The organism is Pseudomonas sp. MWU15-20650 (assembly GCF_023242475.1).
Classification (GTDB): Bacteria; Pseudomonadota; Gammaproteobacteria; order Pseudomonadales; family Pseudomonadaceae; genus Aquipseudomonas.
The window spans coordinates 16,254-35,285 of record NZ_JALJFG010000019.1; the positions used below are offsets into that span (position 1 = coordinate 16,254).

A 19,032-nucleotide genomic window follows, 5' to 3' on the forward strand; every position below is an offset into this window, starting at 1 on the left:
GCAAATCCCAGGTCACTTTTTAATCGAACGACTCACGACGAGACCCCATGGCCACTCCCAGCGCTAGCTCTTATAACGCCGACGCCATCGAAGTCCTCTCGGGCCTCGACCCGGTGCGCAAACGCCCCGGCATGTACACCGACACCAGTCGGCCGAACCACCTTGCCCAGGAAGTCATCGACAACAGCGTCGACGAAGCCTTGGCCGGGCACGCCAAGTCGGTACAAGTCATCCTTCACGCCGACCATTCCCTGGAAGTGTCCGACGATGGTCGCGGCATGCCGGTGGACATTCACCCGGAAGAGGGCGTGTCGGGCGTCGAGCTGATCCTCACCAAGCTGCACGCCGGCGGCAAGTTCTCCAACAAGAACTATCAGTTCTCCGGTGGTTTGCACGGTGTGGGTATTTCGGTGGTCAACGCCCTGTCCACCCAGGTGCGAGTCAAGGTCAAGCGCGACGGCAACGAGTACCAGATGACCTTTGCCGATGGCTATAAAGCCACCGACCTGGAAGTGGTCGGCACCGTTGGCAAGCGCAACACCGGCACCAGCGTGTACTTCGCCCCGGACCCGAAATACTTCGATTCGCCGAAATTCTCCATCAGCCGCCTCAAGCACGTGCTCAAGGCCAAGGCTGTATTGTGCCCGGGCCTGCTGGTCAGTTTTGAAGACAAAGGCACCGGTGAAAAGGTCGAGTGGCATTACGAAGACGGCTTGCGCTCCTACCTGGAAGACTCCGTCAGCGACTTCGAGCGCCTGCCCAACGAGCCGTTCTGCGGCAGCCTGGCCGGTAATAAGGAAGCCGTCGATTGGGCACTGCTGTGGTTGCCCGAGGGGGGCGACAGCGTGCAGGAAAGCTACGTCAACCTGATCCCCACTGCCCAGGGCGGTACCCACGTCAACGGTTTGCGCCAAGGCTTGCTGGATGCCATGCGTGAATTCTGCGAATACCGCAGCCTGTTGCCGCGTGGCGTGAAGCTGGCGCCGGAAGACGTGTGGGAGCGCATCGCGTTCGTGCTGTCGATGAAGATGCAGGAGCCACAATTCTCCGGCCAGACCAAAGAGCGGCTGTCGTCCCGCGAGGCGGCGGCGTTTGTCTCCGGTGTGGTCAAGGATGCCTTCAGCCTGTGGCTCAACGAGCATCCGGAACTGGGCCTGGCCCTGGCGGAACTGGCGATCAACAATGCCGGCCGTCGTTTGAAGGCCAGCAAAAAAGTCGAACGCAAGCGCATCACCCAGGGCCCGGCACTGCCTGGCAAACTGGCCGATTGCGCCGGACAGGACCCGATGCGTTCCGAACTGTTCCTGGTGGAAGGTGACTCCGCCGGCGGTTCCGCCAAGCAAGCGCGGGACAAGGAGTTCCAGGCGATCCTGCCGTTGCGCGGCAAGATCCTCAACACCTGGGAAGTCGACGGCAGCGAAGTCCTTGCCAGCCAGGAAGTGCACAACATCGCCGTGGCCATCGGTGTCGACCCAGGCGCAGAGGACATGAGCCAACTGCGCTACGGCAAGATCTGCATCCTCGCCGACGCCGACTCCGACGGCTTGCACATCGCCACGTTGCTGTGCGCACTGTTCGTCCAGCACTTCCGCCCGCTGGTGGATGCCGGTCACGTCTACGTCGCCATGCCGCCGCTGTACCGTATCGATCTGGGCAAAGAGATTTTCTACGCCCTGGACGAAGCCGAGCGCGATGGCATCCTCGACCGCCTGGTGGCCGAGAAGAAACGCGGCAAGCCCCAGGTCACGCGATTCAAAGGCTTGGGTGAGATGAACCCACCGCAACTGCGTGAAACCACCATGGACCCCAACACCCGGCGCCTGGTGCAACTGACGCTGGAAGACTTCGCCGCTACCTCGGAAATGATGGACATGCTGTTGGCGAAGAAACGTGCGCCGGATCGTAAGTCATGGCTGGAGTCCAAAGGTAACCTGGCCGAGGTTCTGGGCTGATGCGCACAGGTTTCGCCCTGGCGATCCTGATGTTGAGCGGGTTGGCGGCCACCGACGTGGCCGCGGCGCCCGTGGCTGAACTCAAGCTGGTGTCCGAGCACCCGGTGGAGGGTATGCGCGGCGGTAACCTGTCGGGCCTGGCCTTGTGCGGCAAGGCGCTTTGGACGGTTTCCGACCGCGATGACGACCAGATCTACCGCCTCGATATCAGTGCGCCGACCTGGAAGGCTCAAGCGCTGAAGATCGACGTGCCGCCTGTGCCTGAGTCTGGGCTGCCTTGGGGGCTGCGTTCGCGCACCAAGGCCGCTTCGTTCATTCGTGGTGGCGACCTGGATTTTGAAGGCATCACCTGTGATGCCGCTGGTAACCGCTACATTGTCAGCGAAGCTCATGCAGCGGTACTGCAAGTGCCGGTGACGGGCGCGCCCGGGTGGCTGAAAATCGCCCCGGGTATGGTGCGTGAAGCCCGGGCCAGTGGCATGTTGCTGCACTTCAATGCTTTGTTCGAGGGCCTGGCGGTGAACCCTGACGGTAATCAGATCTGGCTGGCCGCCGAACGTGAGCGGCGCGGCTTGATCTCGATAAAACGAGGGCAGAGCGTGTGGGATTGCGACGGCCCCTGTGTGTTATTGAGCGAGGCCGGCCAGGAAGTACAGCCGGCACAGTTCACCAATGCCAAGGTTGTATCCAAGGATTTTGCCGATCTGGCACTGTTCAACGGCAAGCTGTTTACCCTGGAGCGCAATGCGTTCCAGATCTGCCGGCGCGATACGGTTACGGCCAAGGTCGAGCTGTGCTGGTCGTTTGCCGAAGAGGCCCTGGTGCCCAACCGGCGTTATGCCCAGCCCTATGGCCTGGCCGAGGCCCTGGTAGTGGAGGCTGACGGAGCATGGGTGGGCATTGACAACAATTTCGGCCCGCGCGCCGATGGTGAGAAACGCCCTATGGTCTATCGCTTCGCCGCCCCGGTCGGTGGCTGGAGCGCGCAGCCATGAACCCGTGCTTTTTTGAATTGACCCGGCGCAGCGGCAGTTCCGCTGCGCGTTACCCCACAATGATGAGGCCCGCATGAGTGACATCCTCGCAGACAGCTTAGATGGCGTAGAACGCCGGTCGCTGGCTGACTTCACCGAAAATGCCTACCTCAACTACTCCATGTACGTGATCATGGACCGTGCCTTGCCGCATATCGGCGACGGCCTGAAGCCTGTGCAACGGCGCATCATCTACGCCATGAGTGAGTTGGGCCTGGACGCCGATTCCAAGCACAAGAAGTCGGCGCGTACCGTCGGTGACGTGCTGGGTAAGTTCCACCCCCACGGCGACTCGGCGTGCTATGAAGCCATGGTGCTGATGGCCCAGCCGTTCAGCTACCGCTACACGCTGGTCGACGGCCAGGGCAACTGGGGTGCGCCGGATGATCCCAAGTCCTTCGCGGCCATGCGTTATACCGAGGCGCGCCTGTCGCGTTATTCGCAAGTGCTGCTCAGTGAGTTGGGCCAGGGCACCGCGAACTGGGGGCCGAACTTTGACGGTACCCTGGACGAGCCCCTGGTGTTGCCGGCACGTTTGCCGAATATCCTGCTCAATGGCACCACTGGCATCGCGGTTGGCATGGCCACCGATGTTCCGCCCCATAACCTGCGCGAAGTCGCCACTGCCTGCGTACGCTTGCTGGATGAGCCCAAAGCCACGGTCGAGCAGCTCTGCGAGCATATCCAGGGCCCGGACTATCCGACCGAAGCGGAAATCATCACGCCGCGCGCCGACCTGCTGAAGATGTACGAAACCGGCAAGGGCTCGGTGCGCATGCGCGCCGTGTACCACGTCGAAGACGGCGACATTATTGTCACCGCACTGCCGCATCAGGTCTCGGGTGCCAAGGTACTGGAGCAGATCGCCGCGTTGATGCAGGCCAAACCGTCGAAATTGCCGCAGGTTGCCGACCTGCGTGACGAATCCGACCACGAAAACCCATGCCGTATCGTGATTATCCCGACCAATAGCCGGGTTGATCATGAAGTGCTGATGCAGCATTTATTTGCCAGCACCGACCTGGAGTCCAGTTACCGGGTTAACGTCAACATCATCGGCCTGGACGGTAAGCCGCAGTTGAAGAACCTGCGCAACTTGCTGGTGGAGTGGCTGGAGTTCCGCGTACAGACCGTGCGCCGTCGTCTGCAATTCCGTCTCGACAAGGTCGAGCGCCGTCTGCATCTGTTGGACGGTTTGCTGATTGCTTACCTCAACCTCGACGAAGTGATCCACATCATTCGTACCGCCGAGCACCCGAAAGCGGAGTTGATCGCACGTTTCGAACTGAGCGAAATCCAGGCCGACTACATCCTCGACACCCGCTTGCGTCAGTTGGCGCGACTGGAAGAAATGAAGCTGCGTGACGAACAAGACGCGCTGCTCAAGGAGCAAGCCAAGCTGCAAGCGCTGCTGGGCAGCGAGGCCAAGCTCAAGAAGCTGGTGCGTAGCGAACTGATCAAAGATGCTGAAACCTATGGCGATGATCGCCGTTCGCCGATTGTCGAGCGTGCTGAGGCCAAGGCCCTGACCGAAACCGAGCTGCTGCCTAACGAGAAAATTACCGTCGTTCTGTCGGAAAAGGGTTGGGTTCGTTCCGCCAAAGGGCATGATATTGATGCTACAGGTCTTTCGTACAAGGCTGGCGATGGTTTCAAGACCGCTGCGGCTGGGCGTTCCAACCAGTTTGCGGTGTTTATCGACTCCACGGGGCGTAGTTATTCGGTGCCGGCCCACACCCTGCCATCGGCACGTGGGCAGGGCGAGCCGTTGACCGGGCGCCTCACGCCGCCACCGGGGGCGAATTTCGAGTGCGTACTGCTGCCGGACGATGATTCGCTGTATGTCATTGCGTCCGACGCCGGTTATGGTTTTGTGGTCAAGGGTGAAGACCTGCAAGCCAAGAACAAGGCAGGCAAGGCGTTGTTGAGTTTGCCGAACAATGCCAAGGTAATCCTGCCGCGCACGGTGGATGATCGGGAGAGCAATTGGCTGGCCTCGGTGACCACCGAAGGGCGTTTGCTGGTGTTCAAGATCAGCGACCTGCCGCAGTTGGGCAAGGGCAAGGGCAACAAGATTATTGGTATCCCGGGTGAGCGTGTGGCCAGCCGCGAAGAGTTCGTGACCGACATCGCTGTGATCCCGGAAGGCTCTACCCTGGTGCTCCAGGCCGGCAAGCGCACATTGTCGCTGCGCCCTGACGACCTTGAACACTACAAGGGTGAGCGTGGCCGACGCGGTAACAAACTGCCGCGGGGCTTCCAGCGAGTGGATGCTTTGCTGGTGGAAACGCCCGTATAAGGCGGACTAGAGAGCTCGATCTACGATTTAACGCGTAGATCGACGCTTTGGCGCTGGAGTCATGGCGCATATTCACGGATGATATGGCCTTTCCAGCGCCGGCGTGGCCGAGCGTGTTTAGGTTATTTTTAGTATTACATTGTGGTTCGCCTTGTGGCAGCCACCTGGATGGGATGATGACTGCTCCACGCCTTCCTCTATTTTTGATGCTCGCTGGCCTTTTGGGGTTGGCGGGTTGCAGCACGCACCAACCGGTGTCGCTGTACCAGCTGGACAGCGGAAGTCCAGCGCAGCCAGCACAAACAGCTGGCATGGCAGTATTGCTGGGTCCGGTAATCGTTGCTGATTACCTGCAACGCGAAACCCTGCTGCAACGTCAGAGCGACGGCAGCCTCCAAGGTTCCACTGATGGTCGTTGGGCGGGCAGCTTGTCGTCCGATATCAACCAACTGATGCTGCGCCAGGTGGCTGGCCAGTTGGACAGCCAGCGTGTGGTCCTGGCGCCAGGCCCCTCCGGGTTTACCCCGGATGTGCAGGTGCTGCTGACCATCACACGGCTTGACTCGGGTGTCTCGCAGCCGGCAATCCTTGATGCGCAGTGGCGCTTGCTCGACCGTCGAGGGCAAGTGCGAGACAACCGTATCGTGCACCTGCAGGAAGAGCATGCCGGCACCACCGCGTCCCAGGTCCAGGCCCAGGGCGTATTGCTGCAGCATCTGGCGCAACAGTTGTCCGTGGCGCTCAAGCCATTGGCTAACCAGCCGCCGGTCGCTGAAGCGCCACGAAAGCAGGCCCCGGCACCGACCAAGCCGGCCGCCCCGCAAAAGCCTAAGATGCCGATGGCTACGCCGATTCGTACCGATATGGAAGTGTTCCGGTTCTGACCTCAATGGTGCACAAACAAAAGGCCCGCTGACTCAGCGGGCCTTTTTGTTTATGCGCGATACAAAAGTGGGAGGGGGCTTGCTCTCGATAGCGATGGACCAGTCACTGCATACGCCGACTGATACCCTGCCATCGGGGCAAGCCCCCTCCCACATTAATGCCTCATTGGGCTTCAGGGTTTGCGGGTCTCATGCATCCGCGCCAACTGTCGCTCCAGCATCGACGGATAAGGCTCCATCAACCGTTCCACGCAACTGGCGCCTTCAGGGCTGGCAATCGGGCGGATGCGTGCGCGTTGGCGGATCAGCGAGTCTTCACTGATCTTGCGCTCCACCAGCAGCAAGTTGCGGCTGTGTTGGGACAAGGCCAGGGCATCCTGGGCGATCTCGGTCAGCAGCAAGTCAATCTGGCTAATGCCAAACAGGTCATCACCGACCGTTAAGCCCAGCTGCAGTTGCAGGGTAATACCGCTGTCGGCCACTTCAATCTGCAAGGCGTGGCCCAGTGCGCGCAGCAACTCGCCACAGCAGATGGCGTTGGTCAGGTAGTCTTCGCCGCTGTCTTCGCTGTGGAACAGCATCAGCGTGCTGCCATCGTTCAGGGTATGCAGTTCGCTCTGGTAGAGCGAGGCAGCCTGGTCGAGGCAGTCGCGGTAGCGTTCAAGCAATTCGGTCAGGCGGGCGCGGGGCAGGCGGCGCAGTTGGTCCTGAGCACCCAGTTGTACGGCGAGTACGGCGCTGTGCTGGGGTTCGGTGCTCTTCACGGGAGCCGGCGTCGGCGCAGCGGCGGGAGCGGTAGCCGAGGTGTCGCGCAGGTCGGCGAACGGGTCTTCGTCGTCCAGTTCGTCTTCTTCGGCCTTGACCACATGGCGCGGTGTCGCCTTCAAACCCACCACCGGGGTGCTCTCATCGAAACCTGGGTCGCGCAGATCGCGCACTTCAAATTCAGGCTCGTCGTTATAGTCGGTGTCGTCGTACTCGGGCTCCGGTTTCGCCTCGGGCACGGTAGGCTCCGGGGCGAAGCTGGCGTGGAGCTGGCGCGCGAGGTCGCCGATTTCGTCCTGGCGATCGGTGGCCGGGGTGTTTTCGTCGATGTCCCGCAGCCAGATGCGCAATTGCATCAGCGGCGTGGAGATATGCCGCCCCAGGCGCAGGCTCAATGCCAAGGCCAGGGCCAGCAGGATCGCACTCAAGATACCCATGCTTTGCAGGCTGATGGTCATCGGCTGCTGGAACTGCTGCATATCGAGGCTGATACGCAGTTGGCCGGCCTTTACATCCTGAAAGGTAATGTTGCTCTGATACAGGCCCTCGGCCTCACCCAGCAGGCCGTTCTTCGGGCGTTGCCCGGCTTCGGCCATGATCCGGTTGTCCACGCTATAAATGGCGGCGTGGGCGACCAGCGGGTTCTTGGTCAGGTTGTTGAGCAGCACGTTAAGGCTGAGGATGTCGTTGGACACCAGCAACTCAGTCGCCGAGGTGGCGGTCTGGGTCGTCAGGCTCGCACCCAGGGCGTCGGCCTGCTCATGCATGGCCTGCTTGAACTGCAAACCCATCACGCAGGCGTAGATCACCAAGGCCAGGGCGACCAGGATCACGTTATGGCTGGCGATGCGTAATGCGATCGGTACACGGCGGTGGCGCAGTGCCCGGAAGATCAGCAGGAAGAAGTTATCGGTTTTTACTGGCGTGGGCCGGTTCACTTGCGCTCGGCTCTTGGTCCGTGAAGTTGACGCGCAGTATAGCGACAGGCCCATGACCGGCAAAGCGTTGGCTGTGCCCGATGGTCACTGAAAGTGGGTAGAATGCGGTTTTTTTCCAGCCTGGGGGTGCGCTTTGCGCGAAATTGTCCTGATTAACATCACCGGTGTTGACCGCCCGGGTCTCACCGCAGCCATTACCGGTGTGCTGGCCCAGGGTGGTGTGAACATTCTCGACATCGGCCAGGCGGTGATCCACGACACCCTGTCGTTCGGGATACTGGTGGAGATCCCGAGCACTGAACAGGCGTCCTCGGTGCTCAAGGACATCCTGTTTACGGCGTACAAGCTGGATCAGCAGGTGCGTTTTACCCCGGTGTCCGAAGAGGATTACCAGCATTGGGTGGATGGCCAGGGCAAGAAACGCCATATCGTGACGTTGCTTACCCGCAAGGTCACTGCCGAACAATTGCAGCGTGTCAGTTCCATCACCGCGAAATACGGATTGAACATCGACCATATCGACCGTCTGTCGGGTCGCATGCCATTGGACACGCCGGCCGACAAGGGCAAGGGCTGCATCGAGTTCTCCGTGCGCGGTGAACCCGCTGATTCGCAAGCGCTACGCGCCGAATTCCTGAGCGTGGCCCAGGAACTGAATGTCGATATTGCCTTCCAGGAAGATTCGCTGTTCCGTCGTAACCGTCGCCTGGCGGTGTTCGACATGGACTCCACGCTGATCGAGGCCGAAGTCATCGACGAGTTGGCCAAAGCGGCCGGCGTGGGTGAGCAGGTCAGCGAGATTACCGAGCGCGCGATGGCCGGTGAACTGGATTTTCGTGCCAGCTTCAAGGAGCGCCTGGCGTTGCTCAAGGGCTTGGACGTGAGCGTGCTGGACTCAATCGGTGCGTCATTACGGCTGACCGAAGGCGCCGAAACCCTGTTCGCCGAACTCAAGCGCCTGGGCTACAAGACGGCCATCCTCTCTGGCGGCTTCACCTATTTTGCCAAGCAACTGCAGGCCAAGCTGGGCATCGACTACGTCTTTGCCAACGAGCTGGAAGTGGTGGAGGGCAAGGTGACCGGCGTGGCGGTGGAGCCGATTGTCGATGCTCAACGCAAGGCAGACCTGCTCAAAGAATTGGCGCATAAGGAAGGCTTGCGTCTGGAGCAGACCATTGCGGTCGGCGACGGCGCCAATGACTTACCGATGCTGGCGATTGCCGGGTTGGGTGTGGCGTTCCGCGCCAAGCCGTTGGTCAAGCAGTCGGCCAAGCAGGCGATTTCGACCTTGGGCTTGGATGGTGTGTTGTATCTGCTGGGCTTGCGTGACCGCGACGGTCAGCTGTAATCCGTTCCAGCTGTAGGCACATAGCCAAAAAAGTGGGAGGGGGCTTGTTCCCGATGGCGGGGTCTCAATCAATACATTAATGACCGAACCACCGCCATCGGGAGCAAGCCCCCTCCCACATTGGTTTTTCCACATTGTTTGAATCAGGCTTTAGGGGTGGCGATTTCGACCTTGGGCTTGGAGGGTGTGTTGTATCTGCTGGGCTTGCGTGACCGCGACGGTCAGCTGTAATCCGTTCCAGCTGTAGGCACATAGCCAAAAAAGTGAGAGGGGGCTTGCTCCCGATGGCGGGGTCTCAGTCAATACATTAATGACCGAACCACCGCTATCGGGAGCAAGCCCCCTCCCACATTGGTTTTTTCACATTGTTTGAATCAGGCTTTAGGGGTGGCGATTTCGACCTTGGGCTTGGAGGGTGTGTTGTATCTGCTGGGCTTGCGCGACCGCGACGGTCAGCTGTAATCCGTTCCAGCTGTAGGCACATAGCCAAAAAAGTGGGAGGGGGCTTGTTCCCGATGGCGGGGTCTCAGTCAATACATTAATGACCGAACCACCGCTATCGGGAGCAAGCCCCCTCCCACATTGGTTTTTTACATTGTTTGAATCAGGCTTTAGGGGTGGCGATTTCGACCTTGGGCTTGGAGGGTGTGTTGTATCTGCTGGGCTTGCGTGACCGCGACGGTCAGCTGTAATCCGTTCCAGCTGTAGGCACATAGCCAAAAAAGTGGGAGGGGGCTTGCTCCCGATGGCGGGGTCTCAGTCAATGCATTAATGACCGAACCACCGCTATCGGGAGCAAGCCCCCTCCCACATTGGTTTTTCCACATTGTTTGAATCAGGCTTTAGGGGTGGCGATACCTTGGCCCATTTGCACCGGTGTACCTGCCACCAATTCTTCTGCCCACTTCACTTGGTCTGGCCCGAACAGCACAATGGCGGTCGAGCCCAGCTTGAAGCGACCCAGCTCAGCACCTTTCTCCAAGTGAATCGGCGCGCGCGCCGCTTCGTCGTAACGGAAGGTTTTCAGCTCGCGTTTCGGGGGTGTCACCAAGCCTGCCCACACGGTTTCAATCGACGCCACGATCATCGCGCCCACCAATACCACAGCCATCGGGCCGCGTTCGGTGTCGAACAGGCAGACAACGCGTTCGTTACGAGCAAACAGCTCCGGCACATTTTCGGCCGTGGTCTGGTTGACCGAAAAAATCCGGCCTGGCACATACACCATCTCGCGCAGCGTACCGGCCAACGGCATGTGCACGCGGTGGTAGTCCTTCGGTGACAGGTAAATCGTGGCGAAATCACCGCCCATGAACGGCGCAGCCATGGCCGCGTCGCCACCCAGCAACTCCAGCACGCTGAAGCTATGACCCTTGGCCTGGAATATACGGCCATGCTCGATCGGGCCAAGCTGGCTGACAGCACCATCGGCTGGGCTCAGCACCGCACCTGGGGTTTGATCCAGCGGGCGCGCACCGTCTTTCAAGGCGCGGGTGAAGAAGGCGTTGAAGTGCTCGTAAGCGGTCACGTCTTCAACCAGGGCCTGGGACATGTCCACTTGGTAGCGCTTGGCGAACCAGGTGGTGAAGGCGTTTTTGAACCAGCGCACGCGGCATTCGGCAATGCAGCCGGCCAGGCGCGACAGCAAGTGGTGCGGCAGTAAGTACTGGCTGAGGATAAACAACTGCTTTTTCATTAAGTGTCCTTAAACCTTAAATCTCAACGGGGGTGTCGGGGTGGTTGCCCCATTCGCCCCAGGAACCGGCATAACCTTTGACTCGCGGATAACCGAGCGCCTTGGCCACCAGGTAGGTGAAGCCAGAGCGGTGGTGAGTCTGGCAGTGGGTGATGATTTCTTTGTCGCGGGTCAAACCGAGGTCTTCGAGGATTTTCGGCATGTCACGGCGGATGCGCAGGTTGCGCGCCTTGTCCATGCCGGCGGTCCATTCGAAATTCACCGCGCCGGGGATGTGGCCACCCTTGGCTGCGAGCACTTTTTCACCGGAGTACTCCAGTGGGCCGCGTGCATCCCAGATACCCAGGTCGGCAGCGCCCAGGCGGCTTTGCAGGTATTCGCGGGTGGCGGTAGGGCCGTCGTGCAAAGTCAGGCTGACCGGGCCGCCGACGGCCGCGGGCACCACGGTAGAAACCGGGTGCTGGCCATCCAGCCACGCCAACAGGCCACCATCGAGATAGTGATATTTCGAGTGGCCGATCACGTCGAGCAGCCAGATAAAACGCCCGGCCCAGCCGCCGCCTTCGTCGTCGTAGACCACGTAGGTGGCGTCAGGGGTGTGGCCCAGTTCGCCGAAGAGCTTCTCGAGGTCGGCCTTGTGGGGCAGCAGGCCGGGTGCGGGCGGCAGGCCCAGTTGGGTGCGCTTGGGGTCAACGAAATGCGCGCCGGGGATATGCCCTTCGGCGTAGCGGGCGACACTGGTGAGGTCCACCAGAATCAGGTGTTCGGCATCAAGGCGACCAAGCAGGTCGCTGGATTCGATCACCAGCGGCAAGCCAGAGAAGTCAGGCATGTGAGGTCTCCTGGGCACAAATGTTGGCGATAAAAGAGGGCGATTGTAGCGCAAGCGTCAGGCGCTGCGGTTGGTAAAGCTGTGCAGCGCTTTTTCGATGCATTGAGCGGTTTTACCGAACGCCTGCACGGTGGTTTCCGAGAACGGCCCGCCGCCTTGGTCCGCCACTATCAGCATCACCACGCGACCGTTGCAACTCAATGAGCGCAACAGCAAGTGCTCGCCGGTAAACAGGCGGCGCAGGATCGGTGGCAGCAGCGCGGAGAACTGCGCATGGTTGTCCGGCGTCAGGCGTATCTGGGCGGACTTTTCCAGCAGGCGCTGCAGCAGTGTGCTGTTGACCACATCCAGGCTCAAGTGTGCGGCGTCCTTCGGCAAACCGTCGGCTTGGTGCACGCGCAAGGTACTCAAGGCGCGATCCGCCATGAACAGCAAGACTCGCTGCATGCCACTGGCAACCAGGGCTTCTTTGGCACAGGTGGTCAGGTGCATGGCGTTGGCAAAGCGGCTTGGCTCTACCAGCAGCTCGGTACAACGCTTGCGCCACACGGCCAGTGCTTCGGCGGTGGGCGGTGGTGCGGGCAACAGGCCGCGATGAACCTTCTGTACATGCCATGGCCAGATCAGCGACAGCGCCGGATGCCAGAGGTCGGGCATCAAGGTGGTGCGGGCGCTGGTCACCGCTTGCTGGTGAACCTGCTGTTGCACATCGCTCATCGGTTCTTGCAGGTACAGGGCGGTGAGGTATTGCCAGCGCTCCGTGTGCGGGCAGGTCCAGGACTCTTGGGCCGACATCGCCAGGCCATTGGCCAGCAGTACGGTGTTGGCCGGCTGGTTCAGCCAGCGACGCAGGTTGGGTTCGGCGTCGAGCAATTGCTGGTGGCGCAGCATATCGTCGGCGCGGGCGATATGCAGGGCCTTGACCAGTAGGCGTTGTTCGGTCAGCAGCAGGTTGTAGCCCTGTGATACCCAGATCGGCAGGTGCCAGGTTTCGGTCAGTGCCAGGCACAGGTCCAGCAGCCGAACGCCGAACAATTCCTGCTCGACCTGGCGCGCCGGCTGGCCTTTGTGGATCACCCGCAGCTCCCATTCTTCCAGGAGCTTGGGGTACGCGACGGCCATCGGCCACAGCGGTGACAGAAACAGCAAGCTGCCCCAGTGAATGTCTTGCCACAATCGCGCCAGGCGGCTGCCGAACAAACCGTTGGCCTGCTGGGAGGCGTGCTGGCTGACCAGCAGCAGTTGGCGCAACGCCACGGGGATTTCATTCGCCGGCACCGAAGGCAGGCGCGCCAGGAGTTCCTCGGCACGTTTCAGGCCCAGGCGGTTAAGCGCCACTTCGAGGTTTTCCGCGGGCTCCGCCAGGCTGCCGTGGGTATGGCTGTTGGCCTCGCGCATGACGCTGAGCACCAGGGCCGGGCTGTTTTGCATCAGCTCGGCAATGTCTCTTAATGAACTGCGGCTGTCGCGGATGGCTTTACAGACACGCTCATGGCTGGCTTGGGGGACGGGCAGCCGTACCTCGTCCAGGCGCTTGATCCAAGCGGCGAGGGTGGTGGGTTTTGCACTTGGGACTGTCGTTTCATTAGCCATGATTGGGGCGCGATCATCACTTGCATTCAACACGCCCGGAACGGGCCGAATTGGCTTTTCGCCTTAACGGGCTATAGTCTGGCGCAGTTTTGCCGATAAGTAGAACAAGAGTTTTCCGCAGCACCCAATATGTCCATGAACCCGACGGCGCAAGTACTCATCCCCTATGGCTAAAATTATCGGCATCATCGTCGTCATCGCAAGCGTGCTCGGTGGGTACGTCTTGTCCCACGGTAAAATTGCCGCGTTGATCCAGCCTTTCGAAGTGCTGATTATCGGCGGTGCCGCGTTTGGCGCATTCTTGCAAGCCAACCCCGGCTACATGACCATGCACGTGATCAAGAAGTCGTTGGGCATGTTCAGTTCGCGCTTCTCCCATACCTTCTATTTGGAAGTGCTGGGGCTGATCTACGAGATTCTCAACAAGAGCCGCCGTGAAGGCATGATGGCCATCGAAGGCGACATCGAGGATGCGGCCGCCAGCCCGATCTTCGCCAAGTACCCGGCCGTGCTCAAAGATGAGCGCATGACCGCCTATATCTGTGATTACTTGCGCATCATGTCTTCCGGCAACATGGCTCCCCACGAGCTGGAGGGCTTGTTCGACATGGAGCTGTTCAGTCTTAAAGAAGAGCTGGAACATCCCTCCCACGCCGTGACCGGCGTCGCTGACGGCATGCCCGGTTTCGGTATTGTGGCAGCGGTACTCGGTATCGTGGTGACCATGGCATCCCTGGGTGAGGGTGACCAGAAGGCCATCGGTATGCACGTGGGTGCGGCGCTGGTCGGTACCTTCTTCGGTATTCTGGCGGCCTACGGTTTCTTCGGCCCGCTTGCCACCTCCCTGGCCCACGATGCCAAGGAAGAGGTCAACCTCTACGAAGCGATCAAGGCGTGCCTGGTGGCCTCGGCGTCGGGCATGCCACCGTCGCTGGCCGTGGAGTTCGGTCGCAAAGTGTTGTACCCCAAGCATCGCCCAAGTTTCTCCGAGCTGGAACAAGCGGTTCGCGGTCGTTAAGCCATGGAAAACAACCAGCCGATAATCATCAAGCGCGTCAAGCGCTTCGCTGCGGGGCACCATGGCGGCGCCTGGAAAATCGCCTTCGCCGACTTTGCGACGGCGATGATGGCGTTCTTCCTGGTGCTGTGGCTGATGTCCACCGCGACGCCCGAACAGAAGATCGCCATCGCCGGTTACTTCAAAGACCCGATTGGCTTCTCGGAAAGTGGCACGCCCTTTGTGATCGACCTGGGCGGCTCGCCGCAACTGGCACCTGAGCGCACCATCAATCCCGAGGTCAAGACCGAGTCGCCGCAGGAAAACATTCCGATCGAGCGCGACACCGTCGAGAGCATGGCCGAGCAGGTCGAGAAAGAGCGCCTTGAGTTGTTGCTACAGGAACTGCAGACCAAGGTTGAAGAAAATCCGCAGTTGCTGAAATTCAAGGATCAGATCTCCTTCGAAATCACCCCGGAAGGCTTGCGCATCCAGATCACCGACGCTGCCAATCGGCCGATGTTCGACTCCGGCAGTGCGCGCTTGAAGCCTTACTTTGAAGACATCCTGCTGGCCATGGCTGACACCATCAAAGCCGTGCCGAACAAGATCAGCATCAGTGGCCACACCGATGCCAAGCCGTATGCGGGCCAGGGTGACTTCGGCAACTGGGAACTCTCGGCCAACCGCGCCAACGCCGCCCGCCGTGCGCTGGTAGCGGGCAGCTATCCGGATGCGCAAGTGGCACGCGTGGTCGGGTTTGCTTCCTCGCAATTGTTCGATGCCAAAGATCCTTTCAACCCGATCAACCGTCGCATCGATATTGTCGTGCTGACCAAAAAGGCCCAGCGCGCGATCGAGGGTGACCAAGGTGCGGCGCCGGTGGTACCGACCCAGGGAGGGGGGGCGCCAGGCGAAGTGCCGGCTGATCCGAACGCCATCCCGCCAGGGCAGGAACCGCTGCCGGCCCATGAGCTGCGACAGAAGCTGAACCTGTTTGATGACGGGGGAGTGAAGGACCCTACGGCGCCTGCTCCGGCACCTGGGTCGTAACCCTTTATGCAAAAGGCCGCGATCATCGCGGCCTTTTTATATCTGCTCGATAGGAGCAACCTTGCATCAAGTCAGTAACTGCTCTCAGGCAAGCTCGCAATAATCGACCGATAGCTGTTCATGCGCTGCTGCTGCACGCGGCCATCTTCCAGCGCCTTGAGCAAGGCACAGCCCGGTTCGCGGTCGTGCTTGCAGTCGCGGAAGCGGCAGGTGCCGATCAGGTCGTTGAATTCGATGAAGCCTGCTTCCACGTCGCTGCGGCTGACATGGCCGAGGCCGAACTCACGGATACCTGGGGAGTCGATCAGCTCACCGCCACCCGGGAAGTGGAACAACCGCGCAGTGGTAGTGGTGTGCGTGCCCTGGCCGGAGAGTTCCGACAGCGGGCCGACGCGGGTTTCGACTTCCGGCAGCAGGCTGTTGACTAGCGACGACTTGCCGACACCGGACTGGCCGACAAACACGCTGATACGACCGTCCAGCTGCTGTTGCAGCTGTTCCATGCCATTGCCGTGATGGGCCGAGACTTCCAGCACCGGGTAGCCCAGGGTACGGTAGACCGCCAGCAACGCATTGAGCGCCGGGGCGTTTTGCTCGTCGATCAGGTCGAATTTGTTGAGCAGCAACAACGGGCGAATCCCGGCATGCTCGGCGGCCACCAGGTAGCGATCGATCAGGTTGGCATGGGGTTCGGGCAACGGGGCGAACACGATGACGATCATGTCGACGTTGGCCGCCACTGGCTTGAGTTGACCGCGGCTGTCGGGGCGGCGCAGTTCGGTGGTGCGCGGCAACTGGGCGACGATGACGCCGATGCCCTGGTTGCCGGCTCGCCACACGACTTGGTCGCCGGTCACCAGCGCAGGCAGGTTGGCGCGCAAGTGGCAACGGAACACCTGGCCTGCGAGTTCGCCTTCCAGCGCCTCGACTTCGACCTGCACCCCAAAGTGCGCGATCACCAGGCCCGTTTGTTCGGGGCCCAGGTCGCCGCCCTCGAGTGCTTCCACGGCGGAGGATTCGCGTTTGGCGGCGCGTGCGGCGCGTTCACCCTGAATCTTTTCGATGCGCCAGTTTTGGCGGCGATTGAGCTGGCGTTTGGCCATTGGTGTTCCGTGTCGATAATGCAAAGGTTAGGTAAAACGGTCGCGAGTCTAGCACGCCCCCGCCTGCTAAACTGCGCAGCTACGCCAAGGTGCCAAGAGAATCAAGCCATGCAAAACCCACAGAACCTGATTTGGATCGATCTGGAAATGACCGGTCTGAACCCCGACACCGACGTCATCATCGAGATGGCGACCATTGTCACCGACAGCAACCTCAACACCTTGGCCGAAGGTCCGGTGATCGCCATCCACCACAGCGACGCAGTATTGGCCACCATGGATGAGTGGAACACCCGCACCCACGGCAACTCCGGGCTGACCCAGCGCGTGCGCGACAGCCGTATCAGCATGGCCGAAGCCGAAGCCGAAACCATCGCCTTCCTGGAGAAATGGGTGCCGAAGGGCAAGTCGCCAATCTGTGGCAATAGCATCTGCCAGGACCGCCGCTTCCTTTATACCCACATGAAGGCACTGGAAAGCTACTTCCACTATCGCAACCTCGACGTATCCACCCTGAAAGAGCTGGCCGCGCGTTGGGCGCCGGAAGTGAAGGACAGCTTCCATAAAGGCAGCACACACCTGGCACTGGATGATATTCGCGAGTCGATTGCCGAGTTGCAGCATTATCGCAAGCACTTCATCAAGGCTTGAGCGGGTGCCCCTGTAGCACGCAGTCTTCCTGTGGCGAGCGGGCTTGCCCCGCGTTGGGCTGCGAAGCGGTCCTAATCCCTGATACTGCCAACGCATTCCCTCAAGAAGATATCATTGTCGGGTTTGGGGCTGCTGTGCAGCCCAACGCGGGGCAAACCCGCTCGCCACATATTTGTCAGGAACGCCATCATGCTGTTGATGCTCTACCTCATTGCCATCACCGCCGAAGCCATGACCGGTGCCTTGTCCGCCGGGCGGCGCGGCATGGATTGGTTTGGTGTGGTGCTGATCGCCTGCGTCACCGCGTTGGGTGGTGGCTCGGTGCGCGATGTGCTGTTGGGGCATTACCCGCTGACCTGGGTCAAACACCCGGAATACCTGGTGCTGACCTCCGTCGCCGCGCTGGTGACGATTTTTATCGCACCGCTGATGCGCCGCCTACGCTCACTCTTCTTGGCGCTGGATGCGGTGGGGTTGGTGGCTTTCACCCTGATTGGTTGCATGACCGCCCTTGAAATGGGCCATGGCATGCTGGTGGCGTCGGTCAGCGGCGTGATCACCGGCGTTTTCGGCGGCATCCTGCGGGATATTTTCTGTAACGACATCCCGCTGATCTTCCGGCGTGAGCTGTACGCCAGCGTGTCGTTCCTCGCTGCCTGGTTCTACATGCTGTGCCTTTACTTGGAGCTGCCCAGCGAGCAGGCGATTCTGCTCACGCTGTTCAGCGGCTTTCTATTGCGCTTGCTGGCGATCCGTTTTCACTGGGAAATGCCCAAGTTCGTCTATAACGACGATGTGCATTGACGCTCGTCGTGCTGCTTGAGCGCCCACTCCACATGTTCGCGTACCAGCTCTGACGGGTAGTCGCGCCGGGCCTTCAAGGCTTCCAGCACAGGAATACTCGAGGGTGCATTGCCCAGGCCCACGGCCAGGTTGCGCAGCCAGCGTTCATAACCGGCACGACGTAGGGGGGAGCCTTCAGTGCTGCTGAGGAATGTCTCCTCATCCCACATAAACAGCGTTGCCAGCTCGGCGTTGTCCAGGTTGTGCCGTGGCTTGAAATCACCCTCGGTAGTGGGGCGGGCGAAACGATTCCACGGGCAAACGATCTGACAGTCATCGCAGCCGAACACGCGATTGCCGATCAGGGGGCGCAGGTCTTCGGGGATTGCGCTCTTGAGTTCAATGGTGAGGTAGGAAATGCAGCGTCGCGCATCCAGTACATAGGGGCCCACGAAGGCATTGGTGGGGCAGATATCCAGGCAGGCCGTGCAGCGGCCACAGTGCTCGGTGGTGTGCGGGGGGTCTACCGGCAGCGGCAAATCGACAAACAGTTCACTCAAGAAGAAATAACTGCCGGCCTTGCGATTGAGCACCAGGGTATTTTTGCCGATCCAGCCCAACCCGGCTTGTTCGGCGATGGCTTTTTCCAGCACCGGCGCGCTGTCGACAAAGGCGCGAAAGCCGAACGGCCCGATCTGTGCCTGAATGCGATCAGCCAATTGCTGCACGCGTTTGCGAATCAGCTTGTGGTAGTCGCGGCCCAGGGCATAGCGCGAGATATAGGCCTTTTCCGGCTTGCCCAGCAGTTGCGCCATTTGGGTATCGCCGGGCAGGTAATCCATGCGCAGCGACACCACGCGCAAAGTACCCGGCACCAGCTCTTCGGGGTGAGAGCGCTTGCTGCCATGGGCGCCCATGTACTCCATCTCGCCGTGGTAGCCCGCGTCGAGCCAGCGTTGCAGGTGCTGTTCATGCTCGGCCAGGTCCAGGCCGCTGATGCCGACTTGTTGAAAGCCCAGTTCACGGCCCCAGTCTTTGATCGATTGGGCGAGTGCGGGCAGATCGGAGGTGATAGCAGGCATGAGACAGGGGAAACCACAGGTT

15 protein-coding genes are annotated in these 19,032 nt (G+C 60.6%); 9 read left to right on the top strand and 6 right to left on the bottom strand.

Translation table 11 applies throughout. The features are described 5' to 3' along the window. Nucleotides 1–47 precede the first annotated feature (47 nt). The 4 genes from parE (at nt 48) to M5B43_RS15775 (ending at nt 6,169) form a co-directional block, all read left to right on the top strand. The gene (gene parE / locus M5B43_RS15760) at nt 48–1,952 is read left to right on the top strand and encodes a DNA topoisomerase IV subunit B (RefSeq protein ID WP_248750967.1); all 1,905 of its coding nucleotides are present in this window, start codon (nt 48–50) and stop codon (nt 1,950–1,952) included. Continuing rightward, on the top strand, nt 1,952–2,947 hold the full coding sequence (locus M5B43_RS15765; RefSeq protein ID WP_248750968.1) for an esterase-like activity of phytase family protein: 996 nt from the start codon (nt 1,952–1,954) through the stop codon (nt 2,945–2,947). Before parE ends, M5B43_RS15765 begins: the two co-directional genes overlap by 1 nt. A gap of 73 nt (nt 2,948–3,020) precedes the next feature. Further along, entirely contained in the window at nt 3,021–5,285 is a 2,265-nt protein-coding gene (gene parC, locus M5B43_RS15770) for a DNA topoisomerase IV subunit A (RefSeq protein WP_248750969.1), read from the top strand. A 173-nt stretch (nt 5,286–5,458) separates the two neighbouring features. Continuing rightward, nucleotides 5,459–6,169: an ABC-type transport auxiliary lipoprotein family protein gene (locus M5B43_RS15775; RefSeq protein WP_248750970.1), complete on the top strand. Its 711-nt coding sequence runs from the start codon at nt 5,459–5,461 to the stop codon at nt 6,167–6,169. Nucleotides 6,170–6,342: 173 nt separating this feature from the next. Here M5B43_RS15775 and M5B43_RS15780 read toward each other — a convergent pair whose 3' ends face one another. Further along, nucleotides 6,343–7,872 carry a histidine kinase gene (locus tag M5B43_RS15780; RefSeq protein ID WP_248750971.1) on the bottom strand — a complete coding sequence of 510 codons (1,530 nt, stop codon included), beginning with the start codon at nt 7,870–7,872 and terminating at the stop codon, nt 6,343–6,345. Between the two features lie 133 nt (nt 7,873–8,005). Between M5B43_RS15780 and serB the strand changes: the two genes are divergently transcribed. After that, a complete protein-coding gene (gene serB / locus M5B43_RS15785; RefSeq protein WP_248750972.1) occupies nt 8,006–9,220 on the top strand; it encodes a phosphoserine phosphatase SerB in 1,215 nt (404 codons plus the stop codon). Between the two features lie 835 nt (nt 9,221–10,055). On the opposite strand, the gene asd is transcribed toward serB, so the two are convergent. From asd to M5B43_RS15800, 3 genes are read right to left on the bottom strand one after another with little or no spacing between them, the layout of a single operon-like run. Then, nucleotides 10,056–10,916 carry an archaetidylserine decarboxylase gene (gene asd, locus M5B43_RS15790; protein ID WP_248750973.1) on the bottom strand — a complete coding sequence of 287 codons (861 nt, stop codon included), beginning with the start codon at nt 10,914–10,916 and terminating at the stop codon, nt 10,056–10,058. A 16-nt stretch (nt 10,917–10,932) separates the two neighbouring features. Continuing rightward, on the bottom strand, nt 10,933–11,748 hold the full coding sequence (locus tag M5B43_RS15795; RefSeq protein WP_248750974.1) for a rhodanese-like domain-containing protein: 816 nt from the start codon (nt 11,746–11,748) through the stop codon (nt 10,933–10,935). Between the two features lie 57 nt (nt 11,749–11,805). Further along, nucleotides 11,806–13,341 (bottom strand): HDOD domain-containing protein, encoded by a 1,536-nt coding sequence (locus tag M5B43_RS15800; protein WP_248750975.1) that lies wholly within the window; start codon nt 13,339–13,341, stop codon nt 11,806–11,808. A gap of 166 nt (nt 13,342–13,507) precedes the next feature. Here M5B43_RS15800 and motA point away from each other — a divergent pair, with 166 nt between their 5' ends. Further along, nucleotides 13,508–14,359 carry a flagellar motor stator protein MotA gene (gene motA, locus M5B43_RS15805; RefSeq protein WP_248750976.1) on the top strand — a complete coding sequence of 284 codons (852 nt, stop codon included), beginning with the start codon at nt 13,508–13,510 and terminating at the stop codon, nt 14,357–14,359. Nucleotides 14,360–14,362: 3 nt separating this feature from the next. Then, the gene (gene motB / locus M5B43_RS15810) at nt 14,363–15,391 is read left to right on the top strand and encodes a flagellar motor protein MotB (RefSeq protein WP_248750977.1); all 1,029 of its coding nucleotides are present in this window, start codon (nt 14,363–14,365) and stop codon (nt 15,389–15,391) included. 71 nt (nt 15,392–15,462) lie between these two features. Here the strand turns inward: motB and rsgA are convergent, their stop codons facing one another. Further along, entirely contained in the window at nt 15,463–16,494 is a 1,032-nt protein-coding gene (gene rsgA / locus M5B43_RS15815) for a small ribosomal subunit biogenesis GTPase RsgA (RefSeq protein ID WP_033898469.1), read from the bottom strand. 108 nt (nt 16,495–16,602) lie between these two features. Between rsgA and orn the strand changes: the two genes are divergently transcribed. Next, entirely contained in the window at nt 16,603–17,145 is a 543-nt protein-coding gene (gene orn / locus M5B43_RS15820) for an oligoribonuclease (RefSeq protein ID WP_010213620.1), read from the top strand. 186 nt (nt 17,146–17,331) lie between these two features. After that, nucleotides 17,332–17,949, top strand: coding sequence for a trimeric intracellular cation channel family protein (locus M5B43_RS15825; protein ID WP_248751028.1), 618 nt, complete (start codon nt 17,332–17,334; stop codon nt 17,947–17,949). On the opposite strand, the gene queG is transcribed toward M5B43_RS15825, so the two are convergent. Next, on the bottom strand, nt 17,928–19,010 hold the full coding sequence (queG, locus tag M5B43_RS15830; protein WP_248750978.1) for a tRNA epoxyqueuosine(34) reductase QueG: 1,083 nt from the start codon (nt 19,008–19,010) through the stop codon (nt 17,928–17,930). The two genes, M5B43_RS15825 and queG, sit on opposite strands and share 22 nt — an antisense overlap. Nucleotides 19,011–19,032 lie beyond the last annotated feature (22 nt).

What these genes read in the sequence shown, in the direction of transcription:
- asd (WP_248750973.1), bottom strand. Translation starts at nt 10,916, where the DNA reads ATGAAAAAGCAGTTGTTTATCCTCAGCCAGTACTTACTGCCGCACCAC.
- queG (WP_248750978.1), bottom strand. Translation starts at nt 19,010, where the DNA reads ATGCCTGCTATCACCTCCGATCTGCCCGCACTCGCCCAATCGATCAAA.
- M5B43_RS15765 (WP_248750968.1), top strand. Translation starts at nt 1,952, where the DNA reads ATGCGCACAGGTTTCGCCCTGGCGATCCTGATGTTGAGCGGGTTGGCG.
- rsgA (WP_033898469.1), bottom strand. Translation starts at nt 16,494, where the DNA reads ATGGCCAAACGCCAGCTCAATCGCCGCCAAAACTGGCGCATCGAAAAG.
- motA (WP_248750976.1), top strand. Translation starts at nt 13,508, where the DNA reads ATGGCTAAAATTATCGGCATCATCGTCGTCATCGCAAGCGTGCTCGGT.
- M5B43_RS15775 (WP_248750970.1), top strand. Translation starts at nt 5,459, where the DNA reads ATGATGACTGCTCCACGCCTTCCTCTATTTTTGATGCTCGCTGGCCTT.
- parC (WP_248750969.1), top strand. Translation starts at nt 3,021, where the DNA reads ATGAGTGACATCCTCGCAGACAGCTTAGATGGCGTAGAACGCCGGTCG.
- orn (WP_010213620.1), top strand. Translation starts at nt 16,603, where the DNA reads ATGCAAAACCCACAGAACCTGATTTGGATCGATCTGGAAATGACCGGT.
- motB (WP_248750977.1), top strand. Translation starts at nt 14,363, where the DNA reads ATGGAAAACAACCAGCCGATAATCATCAAGCGCGTCAAGCGCTTCGCT.
- M5B43_RS15800 (WP_248750975.1), bottom strand. Translation starts at nt 13,341, where the DNA reads ATGGCTAATGAAACGACAGTCCCAAGTGCAAAACCCACCACCCTCGCC.
- M5B43_RS15795 (WP_248750974.1), bottom strand. Translation starts at nt 11,748, where the DNA reads ATGCCTGACTTCTCTGGCTTGCCGCTGGTGATCGAATCCAGCGACCTG.
- parE (WP_248750967.1), top strand. Translation starts at nt 48, where the DNA reads ATGGCCACTCCCAGCGCTAGCTCTTATAACGCCGACGCCATCGAAGTC.